A 19,920-nucleotide genomic window follows, 5' to 3' on the forward strand; every position below is an offset into this window, starting at 1 on the left:
TTAATGATTTCATCCCAAGTTTTATTATTATGCTATTCTTGTTGCAAATCATATTATTGTATCTATACCTCTTATATATTCACCTTTAAATTTACTATCTATAATTATATGATATATCTAATTTTCTTTAATATAAAATTAGATTTACTTCCTATATTTAAAATCTCTAGTCCTAATCATGCTCACTAATAGGCCTATTGCAAAAATCGCTGATATTAAATATCCAATTGCTCCAATTAGTGATACGCCATTATATTTAGGACCTACATTAGTACTCATTATCATTGAAGAACCTATTATTAAGGCAGCAACCAAAACACCTGCAGTAATTTTATTTATCATTTTATTTATTTCTTGCAGTATAATATTTCTATCTTTAATTCTTAATTGTAATTTTCCTTCTCCAGCACATAACTTAGTTAATAATTCCAAAGTTTTAGAAGGAATCTGTATACTATCTCTGCCAAAAGAATATAGAGAAATCAACAAATCTTCGCTTTGTAAAAAGTTTAAAATCATAGTTTTATTTTTAGCCTTTATGAAAGGATTTATAACCTCTATAATTTCTAATTCTGGATCTATCTCTGTTACGACACCTTCTAAAATTATAAGTCCTCTTGTTAATGCTACTAGCTCTCTCGGTAATTGTAGGTTATTATCTCTCGCTAAAATAAACACCTCTTGCAACAATACTGATATTTTTATGTTCTTTATAGCTGTTGTCAAATATGCATCAAACATATATGATACTCCATCATATAAATGCATTCTATTAACTTTTCCTTTTTTTATTGCCACTGATAATATGCAGTTTACTAATTTTTCTTTGTCTTTTGTTGCTATAGCAATCATAACATTATTTAATATTTTTTTTATACCACTATTTAATTGTCCAACTATTCCAAAATCAATAAAACATATCTTTCCATCATTTATTAATAAATTTCCTGGATGTGGATCTCCATGAAAAAATCCATCTTCAAATATTTGCTTACAATATGATAATGCTAATTTCTTTGCAACATCTTTATTATCATATCCATTTTCAGAAATCATATCTAACTGATTTATTTTAAATCCATCTATTTTTTCTAATACTAAAACTTTATCACTCGATAGTTCTTTAACTACATACGGTGCATAAACTGATGCTATATTTTTATTATAATCTCTAAATTTCCCAATATTTTCCCCTTCTAAAATAAAATTTAATTCATCCTCTGCGATGCTTTGTATCTCTTGCAATGCTTCTAATGGATCAATCGGCATAACTATCTTTGTTTTTGCTAATTTAAAAATTCTAATTAGTATTGAAATATCTAGATGAATTTGTTCATAAATATCTGGTCTTTGTATTTTTATTACTACATCTCTACCATCTTTTAATATTCCCTCATGAACCTGTGCTATAGATGCAGATGCTACCGGATTATAATTAATATATTCAAAACATTCTTCTAAAGAAACATTTAATGTACTTTCAAAAACAGTTTTTATAACTTCAAAGTCTTCTTTAGGCACGGAGTCTTGTAATTTTATTAATTCCTCAATATATTCTTGAGATATAATATCTGGTCTTGTACTTAAAATTTGACCTAACTTAATAAATGTTGGTCCTAATTCTTCAAAAGCTTTTCTTAAATTTACAGGAGATTTCTTATCTTCTATATGCTTACTATCAAAAATATATTCGAACCCATAGCTTGCAAAAACTTTTATTATCTTTTTAAACCTTTCTGAAGACTTCCTAGCCATAAAAATGTTCCTCCTTAGAAAAAAACCTCCATGTCAAAAGGAGGCTTTCTTTATAACCTTATTATTCTTTTTCTCTTAATTTTTCTTCTAATATAATAACTCTATTTTTAAGTTCTAATAATTCTTCCTTAGTTACAAAATTAAAATTTTCAAGAACTTCACACATATCTTCCTTAGTGATTGGTTTTATTTCTTGAATTTTTTCATTAGCTTTGCATTTTACAGTATCTGTTTTTGCCTTTACTTCCCTTTTTAATTCTTCTGACAATTCCTTACCTTCTTCAATAGTTACTTTACCCTTTTCAACTAAATTATTTATTACTTCATTAGCCTTTTCATAAGTCATTGTAGTTGCCCCTACCATAGCAACAAATAAATTTTTTGCTTCTTTAATCATTACAACCATCTCCTAAATTCATATTTAGTTATATTTTACTTTAATAAGGCATCTCCAAATAAATAATAGTTTTATAATTATTACAGTAAAAAGAGAATACCTTCATTGTCGTCTATATTTATAAAATTTATATTTCAATATAAATTTCAATTAAAGTATTAATTAAATAGATATTATTATATGTTTAAATATTTAATATTATTTAAATATAAATAAATTGACCATAAAAATAGCCATTATTATAGCTGTTAAATCTGCAAAAATAGCAGCCCATAAAGTATGTCTTATTTTCTTTACTTTTACTGCCCCAAAGTAAACTGTAATTGTATAAAATATTGTTTCTGTTGTTCCCATAATAACAGAAGAAATTAGTCCTATTTTTGTGTCTGCTCCAAAACTCTTTATGATATCTGTAAATACTCCAATTGCTCCACTTCCTGAGAGAGGTTTAATAAGTATTAATGGTATTATTTCCTTTGGTAACCCTATTAAATTTCCCAAAGGTGATATTAAATTATTTAGAATATCTAAAAGTTTAGCTTCTTTAAATATTTGAACTGCAATAATCATTGCTAAAAGATACGGAAATATTCTTAAACATACACCTAGTCCTTCCTTAGCACCTTCTATAAACCACTCATAAACTTTTTTTCCTTTGATCATTCCATAAGTTACTATTATTAAAAAAATTATTGGAATAATACTTTTACTTAAATAATTAATCATGTCTACTCTCCTTCTAAAAATATCTTTGTAATATCTTAGAGCAAAGCACTCCAACTGTTGCTGCTGTTGCTGTAGATATAAGAGCTGGCAATATTATTATTCCAGGATTAACTGAATTACACGCTGCCCTTATAGATATAATTGTTGAAGGTACTATTTGTATACAAGCTGCATTTAAAACTAAGAAAAGCACCATATCGTTGGATGGCTTTTCTTTATCTTTATTGAGTCTATCCATTTCTTCCATAGCTCTAATGCCAAAAGGCGTTGCTGCATTAGATAATCCCATCATATTAGCTGTAAGATTCATAACTATGGCTCCTAAAGCTTTTTCATCCTTTGCTGCATCTTTAAATATAAGCTTCAATAAAGGTTTTAGAATTTTAGATAATTTATCTGTAAGTCCACTTTTTTCAGCTACTTTCATAACTCCACACCAAAAACACATAATTCCGGTGAGTTCAATTATAAAAGTAACAGTACTGCCTGACGAATTAACTATTGCTTTGGAAATTATTTCTCCATTTCCACTTATTAACCCAACTAAAACACCAAGGAAAATCATAAAAAACCAAATATAATTTATCATTTTCTCCTCCAAAATCTAATTATTCTTTACATTTATATGCCTTGCACTTATTTTTTAGTAGTGATAGGATATAGGTAATTAAATATAATTTTACTAAAAGGAGACACTTTATGAAGGAAGAAACTTTAAAAATAGCTCAACAAGATATAGAAGAAGCTCTTAAAACTGTACAAGACATGGAAAAATCTCTTAATACAAACACACCTTCAAGAGAACAGTTAAAAGAAAAATTTATTTCTTTATCAGAAACAGTTCAAAAATTAGAAGATATTTTAAAAACTGAAGGAATCCTTTAGACAATATAAAATACCAATTACATATTTGGTAACAAAAAAAACTCCCATTGGGAGTTTTTTATTATATTAGTAATTATATTAAATAACATTGTTATTTTTTTGAATATGCCTTATCTAGTATAATGTCTTTACCTTCCTTATCTCCAAATATTTCTTTTGACGTTCTAACAAATACAATAAATGTAATTATAACAGATAAAAAGTCAGACATCGCTCCAGCCATCCACACTCCATTTAATCCTTCAAATATTGGAATAATTAAAAGAAGAGGAATTAATATTATAACCTGTCTTAATAAGCTTAGGAACATTGATATCTTAACTCTTCCAATTGATTGAAAATAATTAGTTACTATAATTTGTCCACCTATAAGAGGTAGCATAGATAAGAATATTTTCATTCCATGGGAAGTAGCATCTATAAGTGAAGGATCACTATTAAAAATCATGACTAATTTTTCTGAAAAAACTTCAATCACTATAAATCCAGTTACTACTATTATAGTAGCTGTAATAATCCCATATTTTACAGCTTGCTTAACTCTACCATATTTTTTAGCACCAAAGTTATATCCAATTATAGGTTGAAGTCCTTGGTTTAATCCAAAAATAGGCATTAAAAATATCATAGCCAAACTATTTATTATTGTCATCGCACTTACAGCTAAATCTCCACCATATACTTGCAACGAATTATTTGAAGCTATTTGTACTGCACTTTGTGCAAGTTGCATACTAAATGGACTTATTCCTATAGCGAAAATGCTTAATACTACTTCCTTATCAAGCTTTAAATTTTTCTTTCTAATCTTAAGAATACTAGAACCTTTAGTAAAATAGTATAAAATCCAAATACTACTTACAATTTGTGCAACAACAGTTCCTAGGGCACCACCTCTAACCCCTAATCCGAATCCAAATATAAATATTGGGTCTAAAATGATATTAATAATAGCACTGATAAGCATAGATGCCATAGCTATCTTAGGACTTCCGTCACTTCTAATTGAATGATTAAGTCCAAAACTTATCATATTAAATATACATCCTATAAAAATTACTTGAATAAATTGTTCACCATATACTATAGTACTGTCACTTGCTCCGAACATTTTCAAAAGTGGGTTAGTAAATAAAATTCCAAATATGGTTAATAAAATGCTTATTATTATAATCAAAGTAAATGCATTTCCTAAATGTTTTTCTGCACCTTCTTTATCATTTTGTCCAAGCTTTATAGATATCTTGGTTGCAGTTCCAATACCTATTAACATACCGAATGCTAAAATTATAGTCATTAAAGGCATCGTTATTCCAACACCTGCCATTGCAATTTTCCCTATTCCTTCTATATGTCCAATAAATATTCTGTCTATTATATTATATAATGTGTTAACCATCATACCTATAATAGCTGGAACTGAAAATTCTAATATTAATTTTCCTATGTTCATTTCACCTAATCTTCTCTGACTATCCATAAATATACTCCTTATTAACTACAAATAAGGAAGTATCGATCTTGTCCATACTCCCTTATCTTAGTTTATATTTTATATTAATTAAATTGTGCTTTCTCTCTCTATCAACTCATGATCTAACACATAATGTGCTTCTTCCAATTCTTTTTGATTTAAGAGCTTTATAAGCATCCTCATAGCAACAGATCCCATATCATATGTTGGTTGAGAAATAGTTGTTATCTTAGGATAAAAAACTGATGCGACATAATTATCATTAAATCCAATAACGCTCACATCTTTTGGAACATTATATCCCTTTTCTCTTAATCTATTTATAACTCCCATTGCAATATCATCTGAAGCACATACAACACCATCAATTTTTTTATCTCTTCTTATGAATTCATCTACTGCTTCATATCCTGACTTAACTTTAATTGTATCAAAATATACTAAATCAGTATCTATATTGATTCCTGCTTCTTTCATAGCATTTTCGTATCCTATGTATCTATCTCCCCATGCATTCATGTTATCCTTTTCTGTTCCTACGAATGCAATATTTTTTAATCCTTTTCCAATTAAATACTTTGTGCTATCATAGCATCCTTTTATGTTATCAATAGTAACACTTGGAAGTCTACCATCCTTATCTTTTGTTTCAACAAGTACTGTCTTTAGGTCTAACTCATTAATTAATTCTAATATTTCTTCTTGAAGCGAGCTACTCATATAAAGTACTCCATCAACCATCTTCTCTCTAAGAACTCTTAGATATTCCTTTTCCTTTTCTACATCAAGATCTGAATTACATAGGATTACATTATAATCATATATATTAGATACATCTTCTGCGCCTCTAACAATTTCTGGATAAAATTGATTAGACACATCGGGTAATAATATTCCTATCGTTTTTGTTTTTTGAGTCTTTAAGCTTCTCGCTATTATATTAGGTCTATATCCCAGCAATTTTATTGCATCCACTACTTTTTTCTTAGTATCTTCATTAACGACATCGATATCGTTTAACACTCTAGAAACTGTTGCTATTGAAACTCCTGCTTCTCTTGCAACATCTTTAATAGAAATAGCCATTTTTTATTCCTCCTTAATATTCTTCTAGGTAACTAATTATACTAATATATTGTGTTAAAAATCAAGGAACACCTTCTATAAAGTAATAATTATTTTTAAAATGTGCCTAAACTTGTATTATTTACAGAAAAAGGCTAGAGATCAAAAGGAGATACCTTAGATTCTAGCCCCATCACTATATTTCTACTTAACAACCTCAACTGTCATCTCTAACTTTTCTCCATTTATAATTATCTCTGTATAATCATATTCTCCATTATAAATAATATCACAAGTTAAAGTTTCTTTCTTTATTGTTTCTGCAAATTTCTTAATAATATCTAATAATAAATCATTATTAGATACATAAAGGTTTATCTTATCTGAAACTTCAAAGCCTTTATCTTTTCTCATGTTTTGAATCTTTGAAATAAGTTCTCTTACATGACCCTCTTCTTGCAATTCATGTGTAATTGTTGTATCTAAAACTACTCCAAGTTCACCTTCACCAGCAAATGCATATCCTTCTAATCCTTGCATTGTAACTAAAAGATTTTCATTAGTAAGAACTATTTCTATACCATTAACTTCAATAGCTTCATTTCCACCATTTTTAATCTTTTGAGCTAACTCCATTTGGTCTTTCTCTGAAATTGCTTTCTTGATTTGTGGAATTAATTTACCATACATTTTACCTATAACAGGTAAGTTAGGCTTAATTTCAAAGTTAACATACTTAGATAAATCTGCTCCAAGTTCTACCTCTTTAATATTTAATTCTTCTTTTACAATGTCTCCATAGTATTCTGGAAGAGACTTTGTTGAAATAAGTATTTCTGAAAGCGGTTGTCTGTTCTTAATATTAGCAGCATTTCTAGCACTTCTTCCAAGTTTAACAAGTGTATAAGCTAAATCCATTTCTTTTTCTAGATCTTTGTTTATACTATTTGTATTAACTTCTGGCCATTTGCATAAATGAATACTTTCTGGTGCATTTTTATCAAGATTCACAACTAAGTTTTGATAAATTTCTTCAGTCATAAATGGTACAAATGGTGATGCTACTTTAACTAAGTTTGTTAATACCTTATATAAAGTTACATAGGCACCTATCTTATCATCACTTAATTCTTGTGACCAGTATCTTGATCTATTTCTTCTTACATACCAATTCGATAATTCATCTGTAAAGTCTTCAATTGCAAGTGCCGCTTGAGTAATTTGGTAAGTATTTAAACCATCATCAACTGTTTCAATTAATGTATTTAATTTAGATATAATCCACTTATCCATTACATTATCTGAAACAAACTCAGAGTACTTTGTAGGATCGAAATTATCTATTTCAGCATATAAAACATAGAATGAATATACATTCCATAAAGTTCCTAAGAACTTTCTTTGAGCTTCTCCAACATCATCTATTGAAAATCTTGTTGGAAGCCATGGTGCACTTGCAGTATAGAAATGCCATCTTGTAGCATCTGCTCCTTGACTATTTAATACTTCAAATGGATCTACAACATTTCCCTTATGTTTAGACATCTTAAGTCCTTTTTTATCTAAAACGTGTCCTAATACAATACAATTTTCAAACGGATTTGTATCAAAAAGACAAGTTGAAACAGCAAGTAATGTATAGAACCATCCTCTTGTTTGGTCAACAGCTTCTGAAATAAATTGTGCTGGGAAATTTGCTTCAAAAGTTTCTTTATTTTCAAACGGATAGTGCCATTGTGCAAAAGGCATTGATCCTGAATCAAACCAACAATCAATTACTTCATGAGTTCTTGTCATTTCTTTTCCGCAGTGTGGACATCCTAGTTTAATTTTATCTACATAAGGTTTGTGTAATTCTATTCCCTTACAATCTGTAGTTGCTTTAGCTTCTAATTCTTCTCTACTACCGATACATTCTTTATGACCACATTCACATTCCCATATTGGAAGTGGTGTTCCCCAGTATCTATCTCTTGAAATACCCCAGTCAATAACATTTTCAAGGAACTTACCCATTCTTCCTGTTCTTGTATTATCAGGATACCAATTTATTTTATTATTATTTACTAATAATTTATCTCTCATTTGAGTCATTGCAACAAACCAGCTATCTTTTGGATAGTATAAAAGTGGTGTGTCACATCTCCAACAATGTGGATATGAGTGAGTGTGCTTTTGTGCACTAAATAATTGATTGCGTTCTTCTAAGTATTTAACAATACTGTCATCACACTTCTTAACGAACTTTCCTGCCCAAGGTGTAACTTCTTCCACAAAGTTACCATTTGCATCTACTAAATTCACAAATGCAATTCCGTTTTTCTTTGCAACAAGGCTATCATCTTCACCATAAGCTGGTGCAATATGTACTATACCAGTACCATCTGTTAATGTTACATAATCTCCATGAATTACTTCGAATGCTTTACCTTCAACTTTTGCAAAAGGTAATAGTTGCTCATATTTAACACCTAATAATTGCTCACCTTTAAACTCTTTAACTAATTCATATTCTCTTTCACCTAATACTTTTCCTACTAGATCTTTAGCTAAAATATATACTTCATCTTCCACTTTAACTTCACAATATGTGTATGATTTATTAACACATAATGCCAAATTAGATGGTAATGTCCAAGGAGTTGTTGTCCAAGCTAAGATATACTTGTTTTCTTCTCCCTCAACCTTAAATTTAGCAGTTGCAGTTAAGTCCTTAACATCCTTATATCCTTGAGCTACTTCATGAGAAGAAAGAGCAGTTCCACATCTTGGACAGTAAGGCATTACCTTATGACCTTGATATAATAATTTCTTATCCCACATTTGTTTTAAAGCCCACCATTCAGACTCAATGTAGTTATCATGATAAGTTACATATGGATCATCCATATCAACCCAGTATCCAATTTGTTCAGTCATTTTTTCCCACAAGCTTACATATGAGAATACACTGTCTTTACACTCTTTAACGAATTTTTCTACTCCAAAATCTTCAATTTGTTCTTTTCCTGATATTTTAAGCTTCTTTTCGATTTCTAGTTCTACTGGAAGTCCATGCGTATCCCATCCAGCTTTTCTTAAAACCTTGTATCCCTTCATAACTTTATATCTTGGAATTATGTCCTTCATAACTCTTGTTAAGATATGACCAACATGAGGCTTTCCATTTGCTGTTGGCGGACCATCATAAAACGTAAAATACTCTCCATCTTGATTTGCATCAAAGTTCTTTTTTATAACATCTTTTTCTTTCCAAAGCTTTGCAATATCTTTTTCCATATTTACAGTGCCTTTTGAAGAATCTACTTTCTTGTACATTTAAAATTTCCCCTTTCATTTGAATACATTATATATTAGTCTAAAATTGAAATTTATTGCTACATGCTATGTATATATCCCCAATAGATTTTTCTTTCTCTGAGGTAACTTTACTAGACGTAAAAAAAAACCCCATCCCACAGGACGAAGTTGAATTCGCAAACCACCTAAGGTTAAGCATTAAATTTTATAATTAAATGCCTTCTTTCAAGTACATACATACTCTATCCTTTAACGCAGGCTATTACGTAATAACTTATTCAGCAATATTTTGCCTTTCAGTATTCAACTCCTAGGTGATCTTCTCAAAGATTTACTATAGCTTTACACCAAAACAGCTACTCTCTAAAAGTAATATCTAAGATACTTTTCCTAATCATAGTCTTTTATTGTAATATTATATATTACCAGTTTTTAAATGTCAATTGTGGTGTTAAGGTTATTATAAATAATCCAAATAAAAAAATCGTCAAGGCGACTGTGGAGCCGTCGATTTTTTTACGCATCTGCGTTATCCACAACTTCTTTAATAATATAATTTCATAAAGAATAAAAAACTACTTTATAAGTATTATTACCAATGAAGTAATTTTTTAATTTATTTAAACTTATATTTTTCTTAAATTTAGACACATTAAAATTATAATTCATTATAATTTGAGTTAATTCCTCAATTTTATGAATAATAAATATTAACTAATAAGTATTGACGATTATTTTATAACGTGATTTAATCATACTAAAATAACATTACTTAAATATAAGGAGAACATTATGGAAAATAATTTAAATAAAGAAATTTTAGATAAATTAACAAAAACTTGTACATGTAGAAGTATAACTAGAGCTAAAATCAAAGAATGCATTAAAAATGGTGCTTCATCTTTAGAAGAAGTTCAAAAGGCCACTGGAGCTGGGCTAGGTTCTTGTAAAGGAAGAAAGTGCTCTGACAAAATTAAAACTCTTTTAAAAGAAATAAATAACTAAATATCTTAGGCATATCTTATGTTATAATCGTATAAGAATTATTTTGGAAGGAGCATTTTAAAATATGATGAGTAAATTCTATTTACATAAAGGTCGTAGTGGAAGAGCTGAACAAGGTCGTCCTTGGATTTATACTGATGAAATAAAAGAATATGATGGAGAATATCAAAATGGTGACATTGTAGGCGTATATAATCATAAAGGATATTTTATTGGAAAAGGTTATATAAATGATAAGAGCAAAATAACTATTAGAATAATGTCAAGAGATATAGATGAGGTCATAGATGAAGAATTCTTTAAGAAAAGATTCAAAGCAGCTTTTGAATACAGAAAAACTGTTATTGATACTTCTTCTTGCAGAATTATATTTGGAGAAGCAGACTTTTTACCCGGTTTAACTGTAGATAAGTTTGAAGATTATTATGTAATTCAAATTTCCACTTTAGGAATGGATCAGTATAGAGATTTAGTAGTTAAAGTATTAACTGAAGAATACAATGCTAAAGGAATTTATGAAAGAAGTGATATTTCTACAAGAGAAATTGAAGGCTTAGAACAAACTAGAGGCTTCTTAAGCGAACCATTTGACACTAATGTTGAAATTGTTGAAAATGGAGTTAAATACATAGTTGATTTAGAAAACGGACAAAAAACAGGATTCTTCTTAGATCAAAAAGAAAACAGAGCTGCTATTCATAGAATATGTAAAGATAAAGATGTTCTAGATTGCTTTACACACACAGGTTCATTTGCATTAAATGCAGCTATTGCTGGTGCAAAATCAGTATTGGGTATTGACGTTTCACAACATGCTATAGATTGTGCTACAAAAAATGCTGAACTTAATAATATGCAAGATAAGGTTAAATTCGAATGCCATAATGCTTTTGATGTATTACCAGCTTGGTCAAGGGAAGAAAAGAAGTTTGATGTAGTAATACTAGATCCTCCAGCCTTCACTAAGTCAAGAGATACAATTAATGCAGCTAAAAGAGGATATAAAGAAATCAATTTAAGAGGTATGAAATTGGTTAATCCTGGTGGATATCTTGTGACTTGCTCTTGTTCTCATTACATGACTGAAGAACTTTTAAGAAAAACTATCTTAGAAGCAGCTCAAGATGCTCATAAAATGTTAAGACAAGTTGAATTTAGAACACAATCGTGTGATCATCCAATACTTTGGAATTCAGATGAAAGTTACTACTTAAAATTCTTAATATTCCAAGTAGTTTAAAAATAGATAATATTTTATAAAACTCATTGTGCTAATTAAACTTATGGATCTTATTATAAGCTGTATAAAGTAAGAAAATATCATATATAATTGCGAAGTAGACATTGAAAATTTATGCTTACAGTTTCATTGTTTTAAGTTGTTCCATTTTTTGATTGTCCAAAGCCTTGTCTTTGGAGCAATCGATAATGGGTGCAACTTAAAATAATAGAAACTGTTAGGACAATTTTTCTGGTCCTAAGAGTAATTATATATGATATTTTAAATTTTATAACATAATTAAAAAATAGGCTTATTTTAACTAGCACAATGCGTTTATAAAATATATATTATCGATTTTCTAGCATAGTATTTAACTTAATATCCTCAGTAATTAAATTATCATTACACCTATTTTTTAATTTTAAAAGATATATATCATTATGAATATGTTCAGATACTATTGAACATAAAAGAATATTATCTGTAAAAGCACCTAACATTTTTTCTCTATATGCACCTCTATCTGCAACTAATGTTTTTTGACAATCTACCACTAGCATCATTCTTGTTTCTTTGCCCAAACAACTTATATTATTATGGGAATATACTTCAATTGGTAGATCTTTACTTTCTACTTTAGAAAATGAAAACACAATTATTCTTACTCCTTTATTTGCAATTTCAATAAACTCCTTTGAAAAGCTTTCTAAATTAAAATCAGTGTTTATATAAACTTCTTTTTGTGCACTTAATAATAACTGCTTAGTTTTTGAAATAATATTATCATAACCTTCTATATTTAAATATCTTTCCTCCAAATCAGAAACTTTTAATTCTTTTAACTTTTCCTCTAACAAATCTGTAGTCTCAACAAATTCATTTTTCATCTTATTAATTAACGTAGAAGGATTCTCTGCCTTATACACCTGAGTATTTCCTGGTAATAAAAATACAATTCCCTTTTTATATAAATTATCTAAAGCAGAATATACTGATGATCTTGAAAAATTTAAATTTTTAGCAATCTGATACCCATTCAATTTTGAGTTTTTTAATAAGTCAATATAGACTGCTGCTTCAGTCTTTGAAAAGTTTAGCTTTTCTAATAATTCTACTATTTTATCCATTATCCTTGTCTCCTATATCTTTAAACTTGCCTATGTTTTAGAAAAATGTTGATAAAGTAAATTCCACCGTGCATGAGCTTTATATTACAATATAAACATTCACTTAAAACATAGCGTTGATATTAAATCCTTCACTCTTTAATAATATATCTAAATTATTTATTAAAATATCTATTTCAAATAATATATCTCTATTACTTGATACTGAGTATTCTAAAATATTTTTAATATTTATTTTCATATCTTTTGGAGTTTTTAAATTTTTATCCTTTATGATTTTTAAAATTTTCTTTTCTCCAGGATGAGCTACCTCATTTATTGCAAATATAATATCAAAATAACTTGCTAAAAATGCAGCTATTCTATGATTTACACTAATAAAATCATCTCTTTTTAGTGCTTTTTCGATTTGGTAATAATAAGAAGGCATTTTTAGTTTTAGTAGTCCATAATTCTTTTTTATTATATTTTGTTTTAATTTTTCAGGGTAACTTATCATGTATTTTTTTTGTAATCTTTTTAAATATCCACCTTTGTCATAAAGTATAATTGAGTTTAAAAAATTACTCCAAAAGCAAGTTGTATATCCTACATCAGCCTCACATTTAACTAATGTTCTATTAAGTGAAGACTCAATCCATGATAAATCTCTATATATAATTTCTATAGGAATATTACTTTCTTTTAAAATCCCATCATCTTCAGTCTCCCAAAAGGTATTATTTAATTCCATATAACTACAAAATTTATCTGAAATTATTTTTCTTTTCCCTAGAGGTATTTCCTTAGATACATAAATATATATATCATAATCAGAGTCTTTATCATTAGTTTTTGTAACATATGAACCTGCTAATAAGATTCCAACTATTTCTTCTAGCATTGAAAATTCATTAATTATCTTCATTACATTTGTATTAACATTCATAGCTAAGTCCTCCCCATTAGGTGATAATATATTATATTTATATGGTAGTATTATTTATACTACTATATAAATATAATATATTAATCTAAGTCTATATTTTAGAAGAGTGTTAATATTGTTATATTTTTGTAAAGCGGACATTGAAATTGAACTTTTAGAACTCTTAAGTAAGAGTCCAAATTTTATATTTGGTTTCTCGAACTTTCTCTGTGAGCATTTTACATTTGGTACCTCAAACTTACTCAGTGAACGAATGTGAGTCGAGTTTCCTTGAGTATTGTCACCTTTCTTGCTTGTCCAAAGCTTGCCTTTGGAGCAAGCTAAAATGGGACTATACTCATTTAGATGTTCTTAAGTTCAATTTCTTAGTCCACTTTACAATATATAATAATATCAACACGGTTTTAAAACAGCACCTAATCTAAATTATAAGGTATTATTTTTCCATTAATATACTCTGGGACTACATCTATAATGCTCTTCTTCATACAATAATCAATATCTTCATCTAAGTTTATAGATTTCATTAATGCATAATGGCTAGCATGTTTAACATAACTTATAATATTTGAATTAGATTCATATATCATATTTGATGTTTTAGCTATATCCGTAAGTTGGACACTCTTCTTTTCCTTTAATATGCTATTAATAATGTATCCTCCGCAAATATAATCGTCCATAGAAAATTCTCCATTAGTCCCAGCATTCACTATAACAACATCTTCATTAATATTTATAAGTTTCTCTGCTACTGCTTCCCCATTTATCATTGCTGCTACAAAAATTCTCTTTGCCCCTAGAGATTTTGTTAAAGCCCTTGTCCCATTTGTTGTTGTCATAAGAACTGTCTTATCATTTACCATATTTCTTGTATACTCTAGTGGAGAATTTGATAAATCAAAATTCTCTATTCTTACAGCATTTCTTTCTCCGCCTAATAAATATTCACCCTTGTTAAATTTCTTAGATGCCTCTAATGTCTCTTCTATAGTTAAATAAGGTATTACCGCCTTACAACCATTATTAATTGCTGCTGTTATAACTGATGTGGCTCTAAACATATCAATTACAACTACTATTTTGTCCTTAATTTTATTTTCATCTATATGATTAGCTGATATTATAACATCTATCTTCATTTAATATCCCCCTGTATGCACTTAAAATTTTTTCCTTGATATAAATCATTATCTTCTAATGATTTGTCTATTGCATTTAAAACTTCCCATTTTTTCAAACTCCACATAGGACCTATTAATAAATCTCTTGGTGCATCACCTGTTAATCTATGAACAACCATATCTTCTGGAATTATAGATACTCCTGTGCAGATTAAATCTATATAGTCTTCTTGTGATAAGAACTTAAGATCTCCCTTATCATATAATTCAACCATAGGAGTTTGCTTCATTAAATGTAGTAAATGGAATTTAATCCCTTTTGCACCAGAGTGAGCTACATAATCTATTGTATTTAACATATCTTCTCGATCTTCCCCTGGTAAACCTAATATAGTATGTACAACAACATCTATTTCTATTTGTTTTAATTTTATCATAGCTTCTTCAAATATTTTTAAATCATATCCTCTGTTTATCTTTTTTGCAGTTTTATCGCTTACAGTCTGTAAACCAAGTTCAATCCACACATAAACTCTTTGATTTATCTCCTTAAGTAGGTTAAGAACTTCATCGTCTAAGCAATCTGGTCTTGTAGCTATTGCTAATGCTACAACCCCATCCTGATTTAAAGCTTCTTCATATTTTCTCCTTAATTCTTCAACTGGAGCATAAGTATTTGTATATGCTTGGAAATAAGCTATGTACTTTCCGGTTTTCCATTTATTAGCCATCATAGTTTTTACATTATTAAATTGTTCTGTAATCGCAAAAGTTCTGTCACCTGCATAATCTCCTGAACCTCTCTCACTACAAAACAAGCATCCTCCCTTGCTTATCTTTCCATCTCTATTAGGACATGAAAAGCCTCCATCTAGGGATATTTTAAAAACTTTCTCACCAAATTTATTTCTTAAAAAATAATTTAAGCTATGATATCTCTTCCCATTCCAAAAATTATCCATTTTTCCTCCTAGGCACTTATTTAGGCATTATAAAGTAAATAGCTAGTCAAAGATTCTTAGGATTTTTTTGAACTAAACAAGGAAATTAATAATTCTGTTATCAGCTACATTTGCTGACACAGTATAGTACACAAAATACAAGAAGACTGACTAGATATTTATTTAGAAATACCTTAGGCACATGAAAGAAAATAATAGACATTCACACTGGTCTATTATTTTTTGAATGTGCCTTATATACTTTTATTATAACTTAATTTAAAACACTTTTAACTTTTAAATATAGATAAGACATATTAAAATAAATAACGGACAATAATACTGGTCTATTATTTTTTTGAATATGCCTTAAATTGATAATATACTTTATTTTTGGGTTATAGTAGCCTTTTTTGTATTAATTATGTAAATTCCTGATTTGCCATCTTCAGCTTCACTTATTCCTTCTAGAAGAGAAACCTTAATTGTAATATCTTCTTCTGATGTATAAATAACTCTTATATTATACTTATCTGTAGGAAATGTGTTTTCAATATTTAAAGCAGATAATTCTCCACTTTCTATATTAAATATTTTTAATCCTGTTCCTTTACTTAGTTTTTTATAAGAAATTAGAAGTTCATCTTCTAGAGAATTAAATATGAGTCTTTCTATTTTACATTCCTTCAAAACTCCAAAATTGCTCATTTTCTCAGTCTGTGATTTTTCTAAATCTTCGGTTATATTTGCACCTTTGCTTGAATCTTCTATATTATCACCCTTATTAGGTGTAATAGTTCCTACTGATTCCTTTACATATAATACACCAACAAAACTGTCCTTGCCATCAGTTGTAGCGTAAGCTACCTTATTCCCAGTATAACTTAAACCAGCTGAAGAAAAATCTTTAGCTGGACTCTCTATTTTTTCCAATGACCCAGATTCTTTGTTATATACTTCCTTAGGAACATCTGAAAGTCTTAATAAGAGATTACTTTGTCCCTGTGATGATTGTTTTATTCTTAATCTATTTTGATCATTATATACTTCTACTTCATCCTGAGTTTTTAAATCATTTATTTTGTATTTGTCGTCCTCTTTTACAACATATACATTATACATATCTAAATTACTGTTAGGTCTATTGTCTTCTCCTCTTATTGCATCAAATACAACCGAAGACTTATTCCCACCTTCTACGGTTTTATTTATCTTAAAGGACTGAATTTTAAAATCGCCTAAAGGATTTTCTTTTTGATTTGCAGAAAATTGACTAGTACATAAACTTTTAGCGCCTTCCACATCTCCATCTTGTAGTTTTATTAAATATTCTTTAGCAATTTCTATTGCTTGTTTGCTATCATATAAATTTACAGTCTCTTCATTTAAATTATTATTTTTACATCCTATTAATCCTAAAATCATAATTATAGTCATTATTAATGAAATAATCTTTTTCAAAAGTAAATGCCTCCTTTTAAAATATCTTGTATTTATTTTTCCTAAGAAATGTACTGTTATACTAATAATTAAAGAATAAATAAAATATTTTACTTATATACTTAATAATGAAAGTATTATTAAGGAGAATAAAAATTGAAAAAGCAATTAATTAATATATTTCAAGTCGCTGCAGTATTTATTGGAACAATTGTTGGTGCTGGCCTAGCATCAGGAAAGGAGATTACAGAATTTTTTACATGCTTTGGAATAAAAAGCTTTATAGGTATTCTAGTATGTGGGTGCTTTTATGTAATTATGGGTATTATTATTTCCAAGATAAGTATTTTTTATAAATTGAATTCTTATGGAGATGTTATTAACATAATTAGTCCTAATTATTTGGGTAAGCTTACAGGGGGTATAACTACCCTATACCTTATTTCTAGTGCGTCTATAATTTTAGCAGGAAGTGGTGCCCTAATAAATCAATTCTTTGGTATCCCAAAATTAATTGGTTCGCTAATAATGGTATTTATAGCCTTATTCTTTTTGTTACGTGATACTAATGGCTTAATTGAAATAAATTCATTTATTGTACCTGCTTTAATTTCTACAATTACATTAATTACTATTCTATATTTTATATTCTGTAAAGATGTTATTTCATTACAAAATATAGCAAGTTTTAAACCTAAAAAAACAGGACTTGGTATTTCAACTATTTTATATGCAGGTTATAATATTCTTTGTTGTTCTGGTGTGCTTGTTCCTCTTAGTACACAAATGAAAAAAACAAAAACCATGGTTTTAGGAATAACTATGGGTTCTATTGGGCTTACTTTACTTTGCTTAATGATAAATCTTATGTTAACAGTTAATCAACCATATATATATAACTATGAAATTCCCCTACTTCTTGTAGCAAGTAGATTTGGAAATATAGTTCAAGCTATTCTATTAGTTATAATTTGGCTAGAGATGTTTTCTACTGAAGTTTCAGATGTTTATTCTATAAGTAAGACACTAGAACATAGTTTTCATATTAATTTTAAAAAAGGAATACTTATAGTTTTAGCAATAGCTCTTCCAATATCTCAATTTGGATTTACTAACTTAATCACAAAGTTATATCCTGTATTTGGGGTATTAAGCTTAATTTTCATAACCCAATGTATAGTATTTTACTTTAAACATAAAACAAAACTTGATTAGTTTAATGAAAATATGTAATTAAGCCTAACTTAATATTAAGCATATAAAAGAAAATAACAAGTCAAAGACGCTACATATATTTTGTGTCATACTGACTTGTTATTTTTTTGGAATATGTTTTATTACTTATAAATATAAATTTTTTATATCCATAAAACTATCTAATGCTATAATAAACATAATAAAAATTTGATAATTAAAACCTTAGACAGCTGAAATAAATAGTGACATTAAACAGCTAAAAGTAATAGTTAGGCGTATTTTTTTAAACTAATAGACCAGTGTTCCTATATATTTGATCTATTATTTTTTTCAACTGTCTTAACTCAAGGAGATAAATAATGAAATATTCAAATATGTTAAAACAATGTACACTTTGCCATAGGAATTGTAAAGTTAATAGGTTAGATAATAAACTTGGATTTTGTAAGGCTTCAGATAAAATTAAAATTGCAAGAGCTGCATTACATCTTTGGGAAGAACCTCCAATTTCATGTGAAAAAGGATCTGGAACTGTATTCTTTTCTTATTGCAACCTCAATTGTGTTTTTTGCCAAAACTATGAAATAAGTCAAAAATGTAATGGAGTGGAAATTTCTATTGAAAGACTTTCTGAAATATTTTTAGAACTTCAAGAAAAAGGTGCAAACAACATAAATTTAGTTACTCCAACTCACTATGTACCTCAAATACTGGAAGCCTTAGAAATCTCAAAATCAAATGGATTAAAACTTCCTATACTCTATAATACAAATAGCTATGACTCTATTGAAACCATTAAAGCTTTGAATGGCTATATAGATGTATACCTTCCAGATTTTAAGTATTTTAATGATAAGTATTCTATTAAATATTCTAATGCAAAGGATTATTCATTAAATGCTATAGAGATAATAGATGAAATGATTAAACAAGTTGGTACTCCTGAATTTAATTCAAATGGTCATATAACTAAAGGCGTTATTATCAGACATTTATTACTTCCAGGACTCCTATTTGATTCAAAAAAAGTTATAGATTCTATATTTAGTATATATGGTGATAAAGTTTATATAAGTTTGATGAATCAATATACACCTATGTTTAATGCATATTATTATCCTGAAATCAATAAAGGTTTAAATCCTAAACACTATGACAGTTTAATTCAATATGCTTTAAATATCGGTATTAAAAATGGATTTATTCAAGATGATGGTACTAATGACACTCATTTTGTTCCTTCATTTGATTTAGAAGGAGTATATAAAAAATCAAGCAAGTACTAAATATTAATACTAAAAATAAGTAGCATCAAAAGTGATGCTACTTATTTT

Annotated in this window: 17 protein-coding genes and 1 other annotated feature; of the genes, 5 read left to right on the top strand and 12 right to left on the bottom strand. The window is 28.1% G+C overall.

Annotation, left to right across the window (positions count from 1 at the left end):
• Positions 1–144: 144 nt before the first annotated feature.
• From BM027_RS06690 to BM027_RS06705, 4 genes are all read right to left on the bottom strand, one after another.
• Entirely contained in the window at positions 145–1,755 is a 1,611-nt protein-coding gene (locus tag BM027_RS06690; RefSeq protein WP_090089930.1) for an ABC1 kinase family protein, read from the bottom strand.
• A gap of 61 nt (positions 1,756–1,816) precedes the next feature.
• Positions 1,817–2,152: a phasin family protein gene (locus BM027_RS06695; RefSeq protein WP_090089933.1), complete on the bottom strand. Its 336-nt coding sequence runs from the start codon at positions 2,150–2,152 to the stop codon at positions 1,817–1,819.
• A 198-nt stretch (positions 2,153–2,350) separates the two neighbouring features.
• Entirely contained in the window at positions 2,351–2,878 is a 528-nt protein-coding gene (locus tag BM027_RS06700) for a spore maturation protein (protein WP_090089935.1), read from the bottom strand.
• Between the two features lie 13 nt (positions 2,879–2,891).
• A complete protein-coding gene (locus BM027_RS06705) occupies positions 2,892–3,467 on the bottom strand; it encodes a nucleoside recognition domain-containing protein (RefSeq protein WP_090089937.1) in 576 nt (191 codons plus the stop codon).
• Between the two features lie 110 nt (positions 3,468–3,577).
• On the opposite strand from BM027_RS06705, the gene BM027_RS06710 reads away from it, so the two are divergent.
• On the top strand, positions 3,578–3,763 hold the full coding sequence (locus tag BM027_RS06710) for a hypothetical protein (protein WP_090089939.1): 186 nt from the start codon (positions 3,578–3,580) through the stop codon (positions 3,761–3,763).
• Between the two features lie 91 nt (positions 3,764–3,854).
• On the opposite strand, the gene BM027_RS06715 is transcribed toward BM027_RS06710, so the two are convergent.
• From BM027_RS06715 to ileS, 3 genes are all read right to left on the bottom strand, one after another.
• Positions 3,855–5,243, bottom strand: coding sequence for an MATE family efflux transporter (locus tag BM027_RS06715; protein ID WP_090089941.1), 1,389 nt, complete (start codon positions 5,241–5,243; stop codon positions 3,855–3,857).
• A gap of 81 nt (positions 5,244–5,324) precedes the next feature.
• Positions 5,325–6,323 (bottom strand): LacI family DNA-binding transcriptional regulator, encoded by a 999-nt coding sequence (locus BM027_RS06720; protein ID WP_090089943.1) that lies wholly within the window; start codon positions 6,321–6,323, stop codon positions 5,325–5,327.
• 183 nt (positions 6,324–6,506) lie between these two features.
• Complete coding sequence (gene ileS / locus BM027_RS06725; protein WP_090089946.1) at positions 6,507–9,620, bottom strand: isoleucine--tRNA ligase; 3,114 nt, start codon at positions 9,618–9,620, stop codon at positions 6,507–6,509.
• A 137-nt stretch (positions 9,621–9,757) separates the two neighbouring features.
• Positions 9,758–10,009 (bottom strand) — a binding site (T-box leader).
• 385 nt (positions 10,010–10,394) lie between these two features.
• On the opposite strand from ileS, the gene BM027_RS06730 reads away from it, so the two are divergent.
• A complete protein-coding gene (locus BM027_RS06730) occupies positions 10,395–10,607 on the top strand; it encodes a (2Fe-2S)-binding protein (protein ID WP_090089949.1) in 213 nt (70 codons plus the stop codon).
• A 64-nt stretch (positions 10,608–10,671) separates the two neighbouring features.
• Entirely contained in the window at positions 10,672–11,847 is a 1,176-nt protein-coding gene (locus BM027_RS06735) for a class I SAM-dependent rRNA methyltransferase (RefSeq protein WP_090089951.1), read from the top strand.
• 329 nt (positions 11,848–12,176) lie between these two features.
• Here the strand turns inward: BM027_RS06735 and BM027_RS06740 are convergent, their stop codons facing one another.
• From BM027_RS06740 to BM027_RS06760, 5 genes are all read right to left on the bottom strand, one after another.
• Complete coding sequence (locus BM027_RS06740) at positions 12,177–12,956, bottom strand: TrmB family transcriptional regulator (RefSeq protein ID WP_090089954.1); 780 nt, start codon at positions 12,954–12,956, stop codon at positions 12,177–12,179.
• Between the two features lie 103 nt (positions 12,957–13,059).
• The gene (locus tag BM027_RS06745) at positions 13,060–13,884 is read right to left on the bottom strand and encodes a nucleotidyltransferase domain-containing protein (protein WP_090089956.1); all 825 of its coding nucleotides are present in this window, start codon (positions 13,882–13,884) and stop codon (positions 13,060–13,062) included.
• Between the two features lie 416 nt (positions 13,885–14,300).
• Positions 14,301–15,026 (bottom strand): 2-phosphosulfolactate phosphatase family protein, encoded by a 726-nt coding sequence (locus BM027_RS06750; protein WP_090089959.1) that lies wholly within the window; start codon positions 15,024–15,026, stop codon positions 14,301–14,303.
• Complete coding sequence (gene mnmL, locus BM027_RS06755; protein ID WP_090089961.1) at positions 15,023–15,970, bottom strand: tRNA modification radical SAM protein MnmL/YtqA; 948 nt, start codon at positions 15,968–15,970, stop codon at positions 15,023–15,025. Before mnmL ends, BM027_RS06750 begins: the two co-directional genes overlap by 4 nt.
• A 366-nt stretch (positions 15,971–16,336) precedes the next feature.
• Positions 16,337–17,410, bottom strand: coding sequence for a hypothetical protein (locus BM027_RS06760; RefSeq protein WP_090089964.1), 1,074 nt, complete (start codon positions 17,408–17,410; stop codon positions 16,337–16,339).
• A gap of 135 nt (positions 17,411–17,545) precedes the next feature.
• On the opposite strand from BM027_RS06760, the gene BM027_RS06765 reads away from it, so the two are divergent.
• Both BM027_RS06765 and BM027_RS06770 read left to right on the top strand, forming a co-directional pair.
• The gene (locus BM027_RS06765) at positions 17,546–18,604 is read left to right on the top strand and encodes a YkvI family membrane protein (RefSeq protein WP_090089966.1); all 1,059 of its coding nucleotides are present in this window, start codon (positions 17,546–17,548) and stop codon (positions 18,602–18,604) included.
• Between the two features lie 341 nt (positions 18,605–18,945).
• The gene (locus tag BM027_RS06770; RefSeq protein ID WP_090089969.1) at positions 18,946–19,872 is read left to right on the top strand and encodes a radical SAM protein; all 927 of its coding nucleotides are present in this window, start codon (positions 18,946–18,948) and stop codon (positions 19,870–19,872) included.
• Positions 19,873–19,920 lie beyond the last annotated feature (48 nt).

The organism is Clostridium uliginosum (genome assembly GCF_900112485.1).
GTDB lineage: Bacteria > Bacillota > Clostridia > Clostridiales > Clostridiaceae > Clostridium > Clostridium uliginosum.